The sequence below is a fragment of the Neoaquamicrobium sediminum genome (assembly GCF_013240295.1).
Classification (GTDB): domain Bacteria; phylum Pseudomonadota; class Alphaproteobacteria; order Rhizobiales; family Rhizobiaceae; genus Aerobium; species Aerobium sediminum.
Genome location: NZ_JABETK010000001.1, coordinates 19,452 through 33,945, shown reverse-complemented (window position 1 = coordinate 33,945; position 14,494 = coordinate 19,452). Strand labels below are relative to the sequence as shown.

The following is a 14,494-nucleotide window of genomic DNA, read 5'->3' as shown; positions in this document are numbered from 1 at the left end:
ATACGCATCGTATGAATGTGCACGTAAGTTCATACGTCTCGTATGTCAATTGGCATACGAGACGTATGTCGATTGGTACAGAAGCTGATAGGAAACCAGACCATGGCGCACAGACCGCGCAGTGAGATGATTGCCGAAACCAGGGGCAAGCTGATTGCGGCTGCCCGAAAGGCTTTCGGCACGGTGGGCTATGCGGAAGCGTCGATGGACGATTTCACGGCGGAGGCGGGCCTTACCCGCGGTGCGCTCTATCATCATTTCGGCGGGAAGAAGGGGTTGCTGGAAGCCGTTGTCGCCCAGCTCGACAGCGAGATGTCGGCGCGGCTGAACGAGATTTCCAGCAGGGCCGACAACCCGTGGCAGGGCTTCGTGGACGAATGCACGGCCTATATCGAGATGGCGCTGGAGCCCGAAATCCAGCGCATCGTGCATCGCGATGGGCCGGCAGTTCTGGGCGATCCGTTTCAATGGGCCAACCAGGACGGCTGCATCGCCTCGCTGATCAAGAGCCTGACCACGCTGAAGGCGGCGGGGTTCGTGCGGCCGGACATTGAAGCCGATGCCGCCGCGCGCATGATCAACGGCGCGTCGGTGCAGGCGGCGTTGTGGATCGCCAACTCGGACGATCCCGAAGCAACCTCGGCCCGGGCGGTCGTCGCCTTCAGGGCGATGCTGGAGGGGTTGCGACTAGTCCACCGCATTCAGTGACGCAACGGAAGCGTCGCCGCTATACTTTGCGCCTGTGATTCGTTTCAGGGGCTTTGGGATGTGGGATTTCGATATTGGCAGGACGCTCGGCATCATGGCGAGAACCTGGCCGTTCATAGCGCTTAGGCTCGTCGTCTATTTCGGCATCACTGTCGCCTATATCGTGGCAACGGGGGCGGGCGCGGGCGTCGGCTACGGTGTCGGCCACATATCCGACAGCCCGGGCAGTTTCGCGCTCTGGGGCGGCATCGCGGGCTTCGGGCTGGTGTCGGTCGTCGTCTACTGGATCCGTGAATACATCCTCTACGTCGTGAAGGCCGGCCACATCGCCGTGATGGTGCACCTGATCGACGGGCGCGAGGTTCCGGGCGGGCAGGGGCAGATCTCGTACGCGACCGATACGGTCAAGGCGCGCTTTGCGGAGGCCAACGTGCTCTTCGTTGTCGACCAGCTCATCAAGGGCGTTGTTCGGGTGATCACCGGGCTGATCAGCGGCACGGCCGCGCTCCTGCCGATACCTGGCCTCCAGGGCATCGCCAACTTCGTCAACACGGTCGTGCGCATCTCGCTCACCTATGTCGACGAGATCATCCTCGGCTACAACATCCGCACAAACAGCAGCGCGCCGTTCGAAAGCGCCCGGCAGGGCGTCGTGCTCTACGCACAGAATGGCACGATGATGATCAAGAACGCCGTCTGGCTGGCGGTCTTCATGTGGGTGCTGGCGGCTGCGGTCTTCCTCGTCATGCTCGCGCCAGCGGCAGCGATCCTCTATGTGATGCCGGGCCAGCTTGCCGGCTGGTCTTTCGTGCTGGCGCTTGTCTTCGCCTGGGCGGTCAAGGCAGCGCTGATCGAGCCCTTTGTGATTGCCGCTCTGATGCAGGTCTATTTCCGCACGATCGAGGGACAGGCTCCCAATCCCGAATGGGATCGCAAGCTTGCCGGCGCCTCGCGTCACTTCCGCGATCTCAAGGACAAGGCTGCCGCTTCCATGGGCATGGGGCGGAGCAGCGAGGCAGGCGCACCGGCATAAAGCCTGTTGAACACAGGCTCTGTTTCGGCTCGCGACATGGTCATTTTGCGCGACTGCGCCTATATCGGGGCATGACCACGAGGCTCTACACCCACCCGATCTATCTTGAGCACCTGACGCCGGCGGGTCACCCGGAGCGGCCGGACAGGCTGCGCGCCATAGAGCGGGTGCTGGCGGATGAGGCCTTTGCCGATCTGGACAGGCAGCAGTCGCCGGAGGGCGATCCGGCGACGATCCTCTATGCGCATCCTGAAGAGTTCGTGGAGAAGGTTCGCTCACGCATTCCCGAGGAAGGCATCGCCCGCATCGATACAGACACTTCGGCGAGCCCGAAGAGCTGGCAGGCGGCACTGACGGCTATCGGCGCGGCCAATGCCGCCGTGGACGACGTTTTCTCCGGTACAGCCGACAACGTGTTCGTCGCCGCCCGCCCGCCCGGCCACCACGCCGAGAAGGTGACGGCGATGGGCTTCTGCCTCTTCAATAATGCGGCGATTGCGGCCCGCCACGCGCAGCGTGCGCACAGGGCAGAGCGCGTGGCCATCGTCGATTGGGACGTGCACCACGGCAACGGCACGCAGGACATCTTCTGGGACGACCCGTCCGTGCTCTACTGCTCCACGCACCAGATGCCGCTTTACCCGGGCACCGGCGCGAAGGACGAGACGGGCGTGGGCAACATCGTCAACGCACCGCTGACGGCCGGAACCGGCAGCGACACCTTCCGCGACGCGTTTCTGTCGCGTGTCCTGCCGGAAATCGACCGTTTCCAGCCCGACCTCATCATCATTTCGGCCGGCTTCGACGCCCATCACCGCGACCCGCTGGCCGAGATCAATCTTGATGAGGACGATTTCGACTGGGCGACCGGCGAGTTGATGGACAAGGCAGGTCGGTGGTCCGACAATCGGCTCGTCAGCCTGTTGGAAGGCGGTTACGACCTTCACGGGCTGGCCTTCTCGGTCGCTGCCCACGTACGCCGCCTGATGAAGGGATGATGTGATGAACCAGGATGCGGCCAACGAGGACATCAAGGCGCTGAGCTTCGAGCAGGCGCTTGAGGCGCTGGAGCGTATTGTCGACGATCTGGAACGCGGAGACGTGCCGCTCGAGCAGTCGATCCGCATTTACGAGCGCGGCGAAGCGCTCAAGGCGCATTGCGAGAAGCTGCTGAAGGCGGCCGAGGACAAGGTGGAGAAGATCCGCCTGTCGCGCGACGGTGCGCCTGTCGGCACCGAGCCGCTCGATCCCGAATAGGCGATTCTAGCCGTCCGCCGGAGCGGCCTCGCCAAAATCCTCCGGCCTTGCCGCATAGAACCGTTCAGGCGCCTCCCATCTGTCCGGAATGTTGGCCTCGCCCCATCGGGCGAGCTCCTTGCAGGGCGGGAATAAGTGCCGCGCCGCGCGGCGTCAGCGCGTAGGCGCCCCGGATCGAGCCTTGTCGCGCGGTAGCGCGCGCGATCAGTCCTGCATCTTCCAGCCGGCGCAGCCGCTCCGCCAGAATGTTGGTCGATATCTTCTCGGCCGAGGCGAGAAAATCCGAATAGCTCGTCGCTCCGACCACCATCGACCTGAGGATCAGCAACGACCACTTGTCGCCGACGATGTCGAGCGTCGAGGCGATCGGGCATTGGGAACGAAACTCCACCATGTCACCATTATGGATTCTAACTTGCAAAATGCAAGCACAAAGGCGTAAGCTGCATGAAGAGTTGAGACTGGAGGAGTTTCCATGCTGCCCATCACGTCCATGGCCGCGTCGCTTGCGGCGGTCGCGCTGATCGTCATCAGCATTTCGGTCAGCCTGCGCCGGATGAAGGTGGACACCAGGATCGGCTTCGGTAGCGACGAGACCTTGATGCGGCGCATCCGGGCTCAGGGCAATTTCACCGAATACGTCCCAATGGTGCTTATTCTTCTGGGCCTTGCTGAATATCGCGGCGCAGCGACCCACTGGATTTGGCTTGTCGCTGGCCTGCTGGTCGCGGGCAGGGCGCTGCACTATGCCGGCATCATGACCGGCAGCACCGCCATGCGCGCGCCGGGCATGATCTTTACCTACAGCGCCCTCCTTGCAGGCGCATGCATTCTCGCCTTCGCATAGGGGCCGCCGGCTCTCAGGCCAAATCCCTCTTGGCAAGCGCGTTGCGGGGGCGAAGATGTCTCATGAGCTTCTTCCCCGGCAATGATCCCCAGCCCGGCGACGCGCTTGCGTGCGACGCCATCGAAACCCTCATCATACCCAATGCCAAGGATATCGGCGGGTTCGAGGTGCGCCGAGCACTGCCGACAGCCAGGCGAAAGCTAGTCGGCCCTTTCATCTTCTTCGACCGCATGGGACCGGCGATCCTGCGCGGCGACGAGATGCTCGACGTGCGCCCGCATCCCCATATCGGACTTTCGACCGTCACATACCTATTTGACGGCAAGATCAGGCATCGCGATTCGCTCGGGACCGAGATGGTCATCGAGCCCGGCGACATCAACCTGATGACCGCAGGGCGGGGTATCGTTCATTCCGAACGCTCGCCCGAGGAGTTGCGCGGCAACCCCATGGCGATGTCCGGTCTGCAGACCTGGCTCGCCTTGCCGGACAGCAAGGAGGAAGTCGATCCGCTGTTCGAGAACACCGCGCGTGACGAGATGCCAGTCCTCGATGCCGACGGCGTATCGGGCCGTGTGGTGATCGGCGCCTTTCACGGTCTGCGTTCGCCGGTCAAGACGGCATCCGACACGCTCTATGCGGATATCAGGCTTGCTCCCGGAGCGCGCCTGCAGATTCCAGCCGATGCCGAGGAGCGCGCCATCTATGTACTGGACGGCGAAGTCGACGTTCTCACCGACCGCTTCCCGTCCGACCGGTTGCTTGCCTTCCGTCCGGGTGACGAGATCGTCGTCTCGTCCGAGCGCGGTGCGCATCTGATGCTGTTCGGCGGCGCGTCGCTGGGCTCGAAACGCTATATCTGGTGGAACTTCGTGTCCTCCTCGAAGGAGCGCATAGAGCAGGCAAAGGAAGAGTGGCGGACCGGCCGTTTCGACATCGTTCCGGGCGACGAGGAAGAGTTTATTCCGCTGCCCGAAGGTTGAACCGGCCCAAAGGCCGCATTTACTTTCGCGGCTCAACGGCCTATTTCGGGCTCGATACGACAATGGATGAAACGGCGAGCCTGTGACGCCAGCCCCCGATACCCCGCTCCTCGACAAGGTCCGCATTCCAGCCGACCTGCGCGACCTGCCCGAAGGCGAACTGCCGCAACTGGCTTCCGAGCTGCGGGCGGAACTGATCGACGCGGTTTCGCAGACCGGCGGCCATCTGGGAGCCGGCCTCGGCGTGGTCGAGCTGACGGTGGCGCTTCACTACGTCTTCGACACGCCCGCCGACCGCATCATCTGGGATGTCGGCCACCAGGCCTATCCGCACAAGATCCTGACCGGCCGGCGCGACCGCATCCGCACGCTGCGGCAGGAAGGAGGCCTTTCCGGCTTCACCAAGCGAACGGAGAGCGAATACGACCCGTTCGGAGCGGCGCATTCCTCGACCTCGATTTCCGCCGGCCTCGGCATGGCGGTTGCGCGCGATCTCAAGGGTGGCGCCAACAACGTGATTGCCGTGATCGGCGACGGCGCCATGTCGGCCGGCATGGCCTATGAGGCGATGAACAACGCCGGCGCGCTCGACGCGCGGCTGATCGTCATCCTCAACGACAACGACATGTCGATCGCGCCGCCGTCCGGCGCGATGAGCCACTATCTGGCCCGGCTCGCTTCGGGCTCGACCTATGCCGGCATCCGGGATTTCGGCAAGAAACTGACGTCCTATCTCGGCAAGCGCGTCGACCGTGCTGTTACGCGCGCCGTCGAACATGCGCGCGGCTACGTCACCGGCGGCACGCTATTCGAGGAAATGGGTTTCTTTCACATCGGCCCCATCGACGGGCATGACCTCGAGCACCTCGTGCCCGTGCTGCGCAACGTGCGCGACAACGGTACCGGTCCCGTGCTCATCCATGTCGTCACCCAGAAGGGCAAGGGCTATGCGCCGGCCGAACAGGCTGCCGACAAGTATCACGGCGTCAACAAGTTCGATGTCATCAGCGGCGCGCAGGCCAAGGCGCCGGCCAATGCGCCGAGCTATACCAAGGTGTTCGCCGAAAGCCTCGTGCGCGAAGCTCAGGAAGACGACCGTATCGTCGCCGTCACCGCTGCGATGCCGAGCGGCACGGGTCTCGATCTCTTCGGCGAGGCGTTCCCTTCGCGCACCTTCGACGTCGGCATCGCCGAGCAGCATGCCGTCACCTTCGCGGCCGGCCTGGCGACGGAAGGCCTGAAGCCGTTTGCGGCGATCTATTCGACCTTCCTGCAGCGCGCCTACGATCAGGTTGTGCACGACGTCGCGATCCAGAAGCTGCCGGTGCGCTTTCCGATCGACCGTGCCGGCTTCGTCGGCGCTGACGGCCCGACCCATTGCGGCGCGTTCGACGTGACCTATCTGGCTTCGCTGCCGGACTTCGTCGTCATGGCGGCCGCCGACGAGGCGGAACTGCGGCACATGGTGCGCACTGCCGCCGATTTCGATGGGGGTCCTATCGCCTTCCGCTATCCGCGCGGCAATGGCGTTGGCGTCGAGATGCCCGAGCGTGGCCAGCCGCTGGAAATCGGCCGCGGCCGCATCGTCAAGCAGGGCACAAAGGTGGCGCTGCTGTCGTTCGGCACCCGCTTGGCTGACTGCCTGCTGGCGGCCGAAGAACTGGACGCTGCGGGCCTCTCCACGACGGTCGCCGACGCCCGCTTCGCCAAGCCGCTCGACGCCGATCTGGTACGCCGGCTCGCGCGCGAGCACGAGGTGCTCATCACGGTCGAGGAAGGCGCGATCGGCGGCTTCTCGACACATGTCCTGCACCAGCTCGCCCATGAGGGCCTGCTGGAAAGCGGCCTCAAGGTCAGGCCGCTGATCCTGCCGGACGCCTTCGTCGATCACGCCAAACCTGAGAAGATGTATGCGGATGCCGGGCTCGACACGGCGGGCATCGTGCGTGCGGTATTTGGCGCGCTCGGTCGCTCGGTGGGCGCCGCAAGCGCCTGATTGAGGCCAATGAGTGCCCGCCTTCCAGGCTTTGGTGCGCACGTCGCGCATACGTTTCGCTAACCCTTCCGCTTGGCGCTTCCTTAGGTCCGCTGCGATAGAACCGCGCCCGAAAGCAAATGGGGTTTCGGGATGCGCAGGCTGGCGTTTGCCTTGCTGGTGGTGATGGTGCTTGGCGGTGACGTGGCCGCCGACGAACGCTATGACCGCCGCCTCGATGAGGCGGCCGCCAGCATCGTCGCTTCCCGACTGAACGCCCCGTTGCGCGGCGCTTTCGGTCTCGGCGAGGAGCCCCGATTGGAGAGGCGACCCGAGGAGGGCACGCCGGCAAGACCGGGCGCCAGACTGCCCGGCGTCTGGCAGGACGGACTTGCGATCGCGGTCGAGCGAAGACCGCGGGCCTCTCCTGAACTCTGACAATCCCCGATCCGTCTTGCCTTGGCCGCGCGCTTGGCCCAAGGAAGGCGCATGAACACGCAACACCAACCCGCCGGCCGGCTGCGCCTGGACGAACTGCTCGTCCGGCGCGGGCTTTTTGCCAGCCGTTCGCGGGCGCGCGATGCGATCACGCGCGGCGCGGTGGTCGTAAATGGGGTCGCGGCGGCGAAGCCGGGGCAACCGACCGCCGAGACGGCCGAGATTGCCGTCGACGATCCGGCGCGCACCTATGTCTCGCGCGCGGCGCTTAAGCTGGTGGCGGGGCTCCACGCATTCGGCATCGATCCGGCGGGGCTGCATGCGCTCGACATCGGCGCATCCACGGGCGGTTTCACGCAGGTGCTGCTGGAGCGTGGCGCCGCGCATGTGGTTGCGGTCGATGTCGGACATGGTCAGCTCGACCCGGCGCTGGCAGCCGATCCGCGCGTCACCTCGCTGGAAAAGCTTAACGCGCGCGATCTCGATGCCAGTCATCTCGGCGCCATCGGGCCAGGCCTCGTGGTCTCCGATGTCAGCTTTATCTCGCTGAAGCTCGCTTTGCCGCCGGCGCTCGATCTTGCCGCGCCCGGCGCGCGCTGCGTGCTGCTGGTCAAGCCGCAGTTCGAGGCAGGCCGGGAAGCCATCGGCAAGGGCGGCCTCCTCCGCGACCCCGCGATGGGCGAGCAGATTGCGCAAGACCTCGAAGCATGGCTGGGCGCGTGTTCCGGATGGCGTGCGCTGGGCTTCGTGCCGTCGCCGATCGAAGGTGGCGATGGCAACCGGGAATTCCTGCTGGCAGGCGTGAAGGACAGATGAGCGGCATTCTTACCATTTCGCGTCTCGGCGCCCAGGGCGACGGCATCGCCGAGACGGGGCAGGGGCAGGTCTTCGTGCCGTTCGCGCTGCCCGGCGAAAAGGTCAACGCCTCGCTGGACGGAAAGAAGGCCGACCTTGTCTCGGTCATCGAGCCGTCACCGCTGCGCGTCGAGCCGCCGTGCCGTCATTTCGGCGATTGCGGCGGCTGCGCCCTCCAGCATCTGGAAGAGACGGCCTATCGCGAGTGGAAACGCGAGAAGCTTGTCGAGGCGCTGCGGTCGAAAGGGCTGGAGGTGCCCGTCGATGATCTGGTTCCCTGCCAGCCGTACACGCGCCGCCGCGCGGCGTTTACCGCCCGCACGACGGACAAGGGCGTGCTGCTCGGCTTCAACGCCGCGCTCTCGCACCGCATCGTGGATGTCGAGGAATGCCCGATCCTTCTGCCGTCGATCGTCAAGAGCCTGCCGATGCTCCGCGATCTGACGGCGCTGATCGCACGCAGCTTCAAGCCTTTCCGGCTCAACGTCACGCACACCGCCTCCGGTCTCGATGTGGCTGCCGAAGGCAGCGGGTCGCTGGAAGGCAAGGCGCGCCAGGCAGTGGTCGAATTCGTCGTGCGCAGCGGTCTCGCCCGCCTTTCCATAGACGGCGAGATCATCGTCGAGCCAAAGAAGCCGCTCATCATGGCCAGTGAAGTCGCGGTGCTGCCGCCACCGGGCGCCTTTCTGCAGGCGGTCGCCGAGGCGGAGACGACCATGGCCGGACTGGTTGGCGCGCATCTGGCGAAGGCAAAGCGCGTGGCCGACCTTTTCGCCGGCGTCGGCACCTTTGCCCTCCGGCTGGCGCGCAACAGCGAGGTCCATGCGGTGGAGGGCGACGCGGCGGCGATTGCAAGCCTCGATCGCGCCTACCGTTTCGGCGAGCGGGTCAAGAAGGTTACGGTGGAAAAGCGCGACCTGTTCGTGCGCCCGCTCACCTTCAAGGAACTCGACGCGACATTCGACGGGCTGGTCTTCGATCCGCCGCGTGCCGGCGCGGAAGATCAGGCCAAGCAGATAGCCCGCAGCCAGGTCCGCTTCGTCGCGGCCGTTTCGTGCAATCCGGTCACTCTCGCGCGCGATCTGCGCATCCTCGTCGATGGCGGCTATCGTCTCACGCGTGTGGTGCCCGTGGACCAGTTCCTGTGGTCACCGCATCTCGAAGCGGTGGCGCTGCTGGAGAAGCCGCGGAAGAGGCGATAGTCACGCCAGCAGCCGGTCGACGAACGCCGGCACGGTTTCCGTTGCCGGCCCCCGGATCGTTTCGTCAAACAATTCGGTGTTTTCCGACTGTTCGAGGTTAAGTTCCACCGTGCGCGCACCTGCCGCCCGCGCCTCCTCGACGAAAGCCGCGGCCGGATAGACATTCCCGGACGTACCGATGGCAATGAAAAGTTCCGCCTCACGCAGCGCTCGATAGATGCGGTCCATCTGGTACGGCATCTCGCCGAACCACACGACGTCGGGCCGCAGGCGCCCGATGGTCCCGCACAAGGTGCATTGCGAATTCACGGTCATGTCGCCGCGCCAGCGCATGCGCATGCCGCATGCCTCGCACAGCGCCGACCCGTGCTCGCCATGCATATGGATCAACTTCCTCGATCCAGCCGATTCGTGCAGGTCGTCGACATTCTGCGTCACCAGCAGGAATTCACCTTTGAACCCACCTTCCAGCCGCGCCAGCGCGTGATGCGCCTCGTTGGGGTAGACGTTGGCCAGGTTGCGTCGGCGCATGTTGTAGAATTCGAGCACTTTGCCGGGATTGCGCGCATAGCCCTCGGGTGTCGCGTAATCGCGATAGTCGATCTTCGACCAGAGGCCGTTCTTGTCGCGAAAGCTGGGTATGCCGGATTCGACGGAAATCCCCGCGCCGGTGAGGATGACGATGGAAGAGGGGGCTTCATAGGCGGCTCAGCTTGAAATGGGCGAATATTGAGCGCATATTGAGCATACAAATGTCAAAATACGCAAGGATGTTGTCATGTCCATGATGGCGTTGGAAAGCTCCGCACAGAAGTTCGGCGAGGGCGGCACGCCGTTCCTGTCGGCGCGGCGCGTCGCAGATCTGCTTGGCGTTACGATGACCGAGCTGGCCGGCCTGATCGGTGTTGCCCGCAACACGCTGGCAGCCAGGGGTGGCGCACGCAAGGTCGACGCCGCCTTGAGCCCGGTGGTGCGGGTGCTGGCGATGGCCGGCGAGATGGCCGGCGGCGAGGAACGCGCGGCGATCTGGTTCAAGCATCAGCCGATTCCGGGCTGGGCCGGCAAGACCGCCTACGATCTCGTCCGCGACGGCAAGGCCGACAAGGTTCTGGCCTATCTGGAGGCTGTGCGTTCCGGCGTCTATGCCTGACGGAAAGCCACCGCTGACCCTGTGGCGCGCTTTCGTTCCGCGCTGGGCGCATCTGCCGCTGTCGGGCGAGGGGGCGGCGCGCTTCGGCGGCCGCTGGAATCCCGAGGGGGAGCCGACGATCTATGCCGCGCGCGAGCTCTCGACGGCTTGGGCGGAGTACAATCAGGGCTTCGTTCAGCATCCGGCCCTCATCGCCCGGCTCGAGCTGGTGGGCGCAAGCCTGGCCGATCTGACCGATGAGCAGGTGCTTGGTGGTTTCGGCGAGACTTCAGAAATTCATCGTTGCGAATGGCGCGCTGAGCTTGATGCCGGCGAGCAGCCGCAGACCCACATGCTGCGCGAGCGGCTGCTCCACGAAGGGTTCCACGGCGTCGTTTATCCATCCTTCATGTCGCCGGGCGGCACCTGTGTGGCCCTGTGGCGCTGGAACGGGCCTGACGAGCCGAAGCTGACGGTGGTCGATCCCGAAGGCCGCCTGCCGAAAACTCCGGCGTCATGGCTCTGACAGCTTGATTTCAGGTGCGTCCTTGGAGGCTCGCTGCGCTCGCACCTCAGGATGAGGGAAGTGGGTTGATCGAACCCGCCTATTACCGAAACGCCCCTCGAGCGCACGAGCTTGCAGGATTGGTACAACGGTCCTCATCCCGAGGTGCGAGCGCAGTGAGCCTCGAAGGACGCACGGAAGGAACTACGTCCGCGTGCCGCCCACTGTCATCTGGTTCATACGCAGATGCGGTTGTCCGACGCCAACCGGCACGCCCTGGCCGGCCTTGCCGCACATGCCGATGCCGTTGTCGAGCTTCATGTCGTTGCCGATCATGCTCACGCGGTGCATCGCGTCCGGACCGTTGCCGATCAGCATGGCGCCCTTTATCGGCTGGGTCACCTTGCCATCCTCGATCATGTAGGCCTCGGTGCAGCCGAAAACGAACTTGCCCGAGGTGATGTCGACCTGCCCGCCGCCGAACGATACGGCATAGATGCCGTTCTTCACCGAAGAGATGATTTCTTCGGGCGTATGCTCGCCGGCGGTCATATAGGTATTCGTCATTCGCGGCATTGGCGCATGGGCGTAGGATTCGCGCCGTCCGTTGCCGGTGGGGCGCATTCCCATCAGCCGCGCATTCTGCCGGTCCTGCATGTAGCCGACCAGCTTGCCGTCCTCGATCAGGACCGTGCGGTTGGTGGCCGTGCCCTCGTCGTCGATCGTCAGCGAACCGCGGCGGTCTGCAATGGTGCCGTCGTCCACCACGGTGACGCCTTTTGCCGCGACCTGCTGGCCCATCAGCCCCGCAAAGGCGGAAGTCTTCTTGCGGTTGAAATCGCCTTCGAGCCCGTGTCCGACTGCCTCGTGCAGCATCACACCGGGCCAGCCGGCCGAAAGCACGATGTCGAACGTGCCGGCGGGGGCGGGCACCGCCTCAAGGTTTACAAGCGCCTGGCGCAGTGCCTCCTCGGCCGCATGCTTCCACGATTCCTCTGCGATGAAATCGCCGAAACCCTTGCGTCCACCCATGCCGTAGGAGCCACTCTCCTGGCGGTCGCCCTCGCCGACGACGACCGCGACATTGACGCGGACCAGAGGCCGGACGTCATGGGCGATGCGGCCGTCGGCGCGCAGGATTTCCACCTGCTGCCACGAGGCCGCCAGCGACGCGGTGACCTGGCGCACGCGCGGATCGCGATCGCGAACCCACGCGTCGATCTCCTGCAGCAGCTTTGCCTTTTCGCCGAAGACCGGCTCCGAGGTCGGGTTTTCTTCGCCGTAAAGCTTGCGGTTCGTGCCGGCCGGCGCGTCCGCCAGCGTGCCGCTGTAACCGACTTTGACTGCGGAAACCGCATCGGAGGCGCGCAGAAGTGCCGCATGCGAGAAGTCGCTTGCATGCGCGTAACCGGCCGCTTCGCCGGCGACCGCCCGCAGCCCGAAACCGCGATCGGCGTTGAAGTTCGCGGTTTTCAGGCGGCCATTGTCGAAAACGAGAGCCTCGCCTTCGCGATATTCCATGAAGAGTTCGCCGTCATCGGCGCCATCGATGGTTTCGGCGACAATGCGGCGGATGGTGTCTTCGGAGACGTCGAACTGTTCGAGAAGGCTGGCTGGCACTGTGCGGCTCCGTTCCTGAATGGCACTGGCCGCTATATAGTCGCGCGGGCGAAAAGTTGCACCCGCCGCGTCAAATGCCCCGAAAAATCAGGGAAGCGCGTCGAAGCCTTCGGCGAAACCGTCGAGTTCGACGGGAATACCGATGCCTTCCTCGGGTGTCTGGAATACGATGAAGGTCGCCGCCTGGCCGTTGCGCAGCATATCGAGCAGGGGCTGTTCGAGAATCACCTCGGCGTAGCAGCCGTCCTGGAAGCAGCGAACGAAATAGGCGCGCCCGACGTCGTTGCCGTCGACATTGAGCCCGAGCCCGTTGGGAAGAAGCACGCCGAGCGGTGCCAGCACCCGCAGGATTTCTGCCCGGTCGTCCGCCGTGCGCAACACCACGACGGAAAGGCCAACCTCCGGCCTGTCTTCAGCGATCACGTTCTGCATCAGGGCGCATTGCTCGGTCGCTGCGCCGCCGGGCGTATCGCAGATCACCGACCACGCCCCATGGGTCGACTTCACCGCGCCCGAGGGCGCCTGCTGCTGCGCCGCCGCCGGAAGGCAAAAGGCGATCGCACCGAGGGCGGCCGCAAACGGCATTGTCCAACGAAACGGCATCGATCCTACCCCTTGCATCCTTAAGCACTCTGGCGGCGCGGCATCTTCGCCTGCGTCGCGCCAGGTCAGCCCAAATCACATCGATGGGGCATGATCGTGTCCGAAGCCGGCATCTGCGACCGGAGTTTGCGATCATGCCTTCGCGAATCACGACAATCTAGCCCGAGAGTCGGCTCGCGCAAACAAGACTATACGCAAGTCCTTGCGATGCCTCGCGATTGTACCCCGTCGATGCGCATCGTGAGCGCGCCCGATGCTTTCGTCGCAAGTTGAGCGAAATCAAGGCATATGGGGCAGGATGTGGGCCGCGCGCGCAAAAATGCCGCAGATATCCCGCCATGCCTTTCTTGCGGTTGATATGAGAGTATGGTTTGAACGCGCGATAACGGCCCGGCGCATGTCCGCCAGCCGGCATTGTAGTTTCGTCGAGACGTTTCGACCGGGGAGATGAAGAGGGTTATGAAGAAGTTCCTTGCGGGCCTGGGCGCCGTTTCGCTGGTACTTGCCGCTTCGAGCGCATTCGCGGGGCAGGCGGCTCCCTGGCAGCTGAGCTTCCAGGAGCCGGCTTCCGACATGATGGAGGCGATCGTCTGGTTCGAGCGCTACACGCTCTGGTTCATCGTGCCGATCACCTTTCTTGTGCTGGCGCTTCTGGCCTGGTGCATCATCAAGTTCCGCGCGAGCGCCAATCCGACGCCGTCGCGCACCAGCCATAACACCATGATCGAGGTGATCTGGACCGTAGGTCCGGTTATCGTTCTGCTGTTCCTGGCGGTTCCCTCGTTCCAGCTCCTGACGGCGCAGTACAATCCGCCGGAAGAGCCGACCATGACCATCAAGGCCACCGGCTACCAGTGGAACTGGGAATATGAGTACCAGGACGAGGAGCCGCTGACGTTCGCCTCCTTCATGCTGCAGGAGGGCGATCGCGCCTCGGCGGGCAAGGAAGACATGGCGGAGTTTCCGCGTCTTCTGGCTGTCGACAACGAGGTCGTCGTGCCGGTCAACACAACCGTGCGCGTTCTCGTCACCGCGGCCGACGTGATCCACGCGTTCGCGATGCCGTCCTTCGGCATCAAGGTCGACGCCGTGCCGGGGCGTATCAACGAGACCTGGTTCAACGCCACGCGTGAAGGCATCTTCTACGGCCAGTGCTCTGAGCTCTGCGGCAAGGATCACGCCTACATGCCGATCGGCATCCGCGTCGTCAGCCAGGAGCAGTACGACGCATGGCGCTCGGAGGCTCAGGCGAGCCTCGAAGAGGCCAACAAGTCGCTGATGGCCTCGATTCGCGGCCAGCAAATGAATGTAGCGGACGCCGGCAACTGAAGTCTGCGTG

17 protein-coding genes are annotated in these 14,494 nt (G+C 64.4%); 13 read left to right on the top strand and 4 right to left on the bottom strand.

Annotated elements, in window-relative coordinates; all coding sequences use genetic code 11:
* Nucleotides 1-102: 102 nt before the first annotated feature.
* From HK436_RS00190 to HK436_RS00175, 4 genes are all read left to right on the top strand, one after another.
* Nucleotides 103-708 (top strand): TetR/AcrR family transcriptional regulator, encoded by a 606-nt coding sequence (locus tag HK436_RS00190; protein ID WP_173186432.1) that lies wholly within the window; start codon nt 103-105, stop codon nt 706-708.
* A gap of 58 nt (nt 709-766) precedes the next feature.
* Nucleotides 767-1,741 (top strand): hypothetical protein, encoded by a 975-nt coding sequence (locus HK436_RS00185; protein ID WP_173186430.1) that lies wholly within the window; start codon nt 767-769, stop codon nt 1,739-1,741.
* A 71-nt stretch (nt 1,742-1,812) separates the two neighbouring features.
* The gene (locus tag HK436_RS00180; RefSeq protein ID WP_173186428.1) at nt 1,813-2,739 is read left to right on the top strand and encodes a histone deacetylase family protein; all 927 of its coding nucleotides are present in this window, start codon (nt 1,813-1,815) and stop codon (nt 2,737-2,739) included.
* Between the two features lie 4 nt (nt 2,740-2,743).
* Nucleotides 2,744-2,998, top strand: coding sequence for an exodeoxyribonuclease VII small subunit (locus HK436_RS00175; RefSeq protein WP_173186426.1), 255 nt, complete (start codon nt 2,744-2,746; stop codon nt 2,996-2,998).
* A 64-nt stretch (nt 2,999-3,062) separates the two neighbouring features.
* Here HK436_RS00175 and HK436_RS00170 read toward each other — a convergent pair whose 3' ends face one another.
* Complete coding sequence (locus HK436_RS00170) at nt 3,063-3,392, bottom strand: winged helix-turn-helix transcriptional regulator (RefSeq protein ID WP_206680461.1); 330 nt, start codon at nt 3,390-3,392, stop codon at nt 3,063-3,065.
* A gap of 81 nt (nt 3,393-3,473) precedes the next feature.
* Here HK436_RS00170 and HK436_RS00165 point away from each other — a divergent pair, with 81 nt between their 5' ends.
* The 6 genes from HK436_RS00165 to HK436_RS00140 all read left to right on the top strand — a co-directional run bounded on the left by HK436_RS00165 (nt 3,474) and on the right by HK436_RS00140 (nt 9,298).
* Nucleotides 3,474-3,845 carry an MAPEG family protein gene (locus HK436_RS00165; protein WP_173186424.1) on the top strand — a complete coding sequence of 124 codons (372 nt, stop codon included), beginning with the start codon at nt 3,474-3,476 and terminating at the stop codon, nt 3,843-3,845.
* Nucleotides 3,846-3,907: 62 nt separating this feature from the next.
* On the top strand, nt 3,908-4,828 hold the full coding sequence (locus HK436_RS00160; protein WP_173186422.1) for a pirin family protein: 921 nt from the start codon (nt 3,908-3,910) through the stop codon (nt 4,826-4,828).
* A gap of 82 nt (nt 4,829-4,910) precedes the next feature.
* Nucleotides 4,911-6,824, top strand: coding sequence for a 1-deoxy-D-xylulose-5-phosphate synthase (dxs, locus tag HK436_RS00155; RefSeq protein ID WP_173186420.1), 1,914 nt, complete (start codon nt 4,911-4,913; stop codon nt 6,822-6,824).
* A gap of 132 nt (nt 6,825-6,956) precedes the next feature.
* Entirely contained in the window at nt 6,957-7,241 is a 285-nt protein-coding gene (locus tag HK436_RS00150; protein ID WP_173186418.1) for a hypothetical protein, read from the top strand.
* A gap of 51 nt (nt 7,242-7,292) precedes the next feature.
* Complete coding sequence (locus HK436_RS00145) at nt 7,293-8,057, top strand: TlyA family RNA methyltransferase (RefSeq protein ID WP_173186416.1); 765 nt, start codon at nt 7,293-7,295, stop codon at nt 8,055-8,057.
* Complete coding sequence (locus HK436_RS00140) at nt 8,054-9,298, top strand: class I SAM-dependent RNA methyltransferase (protein ID WP_173186414.1); 1,245 nt, start codon at nt 8,054-8,056, stop codon at nt 9,296-9,298. Before HK436_RS00145 ends, HK436_RS00140 begins: the two co-directional genes overlap by 4 nt.
* On the opposite strand, the gene HK436_RS00135 is transcribed toward HK436_RS00140, so the two are convergent.
* A complete protein-coding gene (locus tag HK436_RS00135) occupies nt 9,299-9,958 on the bottom strand; it encodes an NAD-dependent deacylase (protein WP_312860545.1) in 660 nt (219 codons plus the stop codon).
* 118 nt (nt 9,959-10,076) lie between these two features.
* Between HK436_RS00135 and HK436_RS00130 the strand changes: the two genes are divergently transcribed.
* Nucleotides 10,077-10,448, top strand: coding sequence for an antitoxin Xre/MbcA/ParS toxin-binding domain-containing protein (locus HK436_RS00130; RefSeq protein ID WP_376769114.1), 372 nt, complete (start codon nt 10,077-10,079; stop codon nt 10,446-10,448).
* The gene (locus HK436_RS00125; RefSeq protein ID WP_173186412.1) at nt 10,441-10,953 is read left to right on the top strand and encodes an RES family NAD+ phosphorylase; all 513 of its coding nucleotides are present in this window, start codon (nt 10,441-10,443) and stop codon (nt 10,951-10,953) included. The genes HK436_RS00130 and HK436_RS00125 overlap by 8 nt, the downstream gene beginning before the upstream one ends.
* A gap of 183 nt (nt 10,954-11,136) precedes the next feature.
* On the opposite strand, the gene tldD is transcribed toward HK436_RS00125, so the two are convergent.
* Nucleotides 11,137-12,552 carry a metalloprotease TldD gene (tldD, locus tag HK436_RS00120; RefSeq protein ID WP_173186410.1) on the bottom strand — a complete coding sequence of 472 codons (1,416 nt, stop codon included), beginning with the start codon at nt 12,550-12,552 and terminating at the stop codon, nt 11,137-11,139.
* A gap of 87 nt (nt 12,553-12,639) precedes the next feature.
* A complete protein-coding gene (locus HK436_RS00115) occupies nt 12,640-13,137 on the bottom strand; it encodes an invasion associated locus B family protein (RefSeq protein ID WP_244648679.1) in 498 nt (165 codons plus the stop codon).
* Nucleotides 13,138-13,614: 477 nt separating this feature from the next.
* Here HK436_RS00115 and coxB point away from each other — a divergent pair, with 477 nt between their 5' ends.
* Nucleotides 13,615-14,484 carry a cytochrome c oxidase subunit II gene (gene coxB, locus HK436_RS00110; RefSeq protein WP_173186406.1) on the top strand — a complete coding sequence of 290 codons (870 nt, stop codon included), beginning with the start codon at nt 13,615-13,617 and terminating at the stop codon, nt 14,482-14,484.
* Nucleotides 14,485-14,494: the final 10 nt, after the last annotated feature.

What these genes read in the sequence shown, in the direction of transcription:
- HK436_RS00115 (WP_244648679.1), bottom strand. Translation starts at nt 13,137, where the DNA reads ATGCCGTTTGCGGCCGCCCTCGGTGCGATCGCCTTTTGCCTTCCGGCG.
- HK436_RS00140 (WP_173186414.1), top strand. Translation starts at nt 8,054, where the DNA reads ATGAGCGGCATTCTTACCATTTCGCGTCTCGGCGCCCAGGGCGACGGC.
- HK436_RS00165 (WP_173186424.1), top strand. Translation starts at nt 3,474, where the DNA reads ATGCTGCCCATCACGTCCATGGCCGCGTCGCTTGCGGCGGTCGCGCTG.
- HK436_RS00150 (WP_173186418.1), top strand. Translation starts at nt 6,957, where the DNA reads ATGCGCAGGCTGGCGTTTGCCTTGCTGGTGGTGATGGTGCTTGGCGGT.
- HK436_RS00175 (WP_173186426.1), top strand. Translation starts at nt 2,744, where the DNA reads ATGAACCAGGATGCGGCCAACGAGGACATCAAGGCGCTGAGCTTCGAG.
- HK436_RS00160 (WP_173186422.1), top strand. Translation starts at nt 3,908, where the DNA reads ATGAGCTTCTTCCCCGGCAATGATCCCCAGCCCGGCGACGCGCTTGCG.
- HK436_RS00130 (WP_376769114.1), top strand. Translation starts at nt 10,077, where the DNA reads ATGTCCATGATGGCGTTGGAAAGCTCCGCACAGAAGTTCGGCGAGGGC.
- HK436_RS00185 (WP_173186430.1), top strand. Translation starts at nt 767, where the DNA reads ATGTGGGATTTCGATATTGGCAGGACGCTCGGCATCATGGCGAGAACC.
- coxB (WP_173186406.1), top strand. Translation starts at nt 13,615, where the DNA reads ATGAAGAAGTTCCTTGCGGGCCTGGGCGCCGTTTCGCTGGTACTTGCC.
- HK436_RS00170 (WP_206680461.1), bottom strand. Translation starts at nt 3,392, where the DNA reads ATGGTGGAGTTTCGTTCCCAATGCCCGATCGCCTCGACGCTCGACATC.
- HK436_RS00125 (WP_173186412.1), top strand. Translation starts at nt 10,441, where the DNA reads ATGCCTGACGGAAAGCCACCGCTGACCCTGTGGCGCGCTTTCGTTCCG.
- HK436_RS00180 (WP_173186428.1), top strand. Translation starts at nt 1,813, where the DNA reads ATGACCACGAGGCTCTACACCCACCCGATCTATCTTGAGCACCTGACG.
- HK436_RS00145 (WP_173186416.1), top strand. Translation starts at nt 7,293, where the DNA reads ATGAACACGCAACACCAACCCGCCGGCCGGCTGCGCCTGGACGAACTG.
- HK436_RS00190 (WP_173186432.1), top strand. Translation starts at nt 103, where the DNA reads ATGGCGCACAGACCGCGCAGTGAGATGATTGCCGAAACCAGGGGCAAG.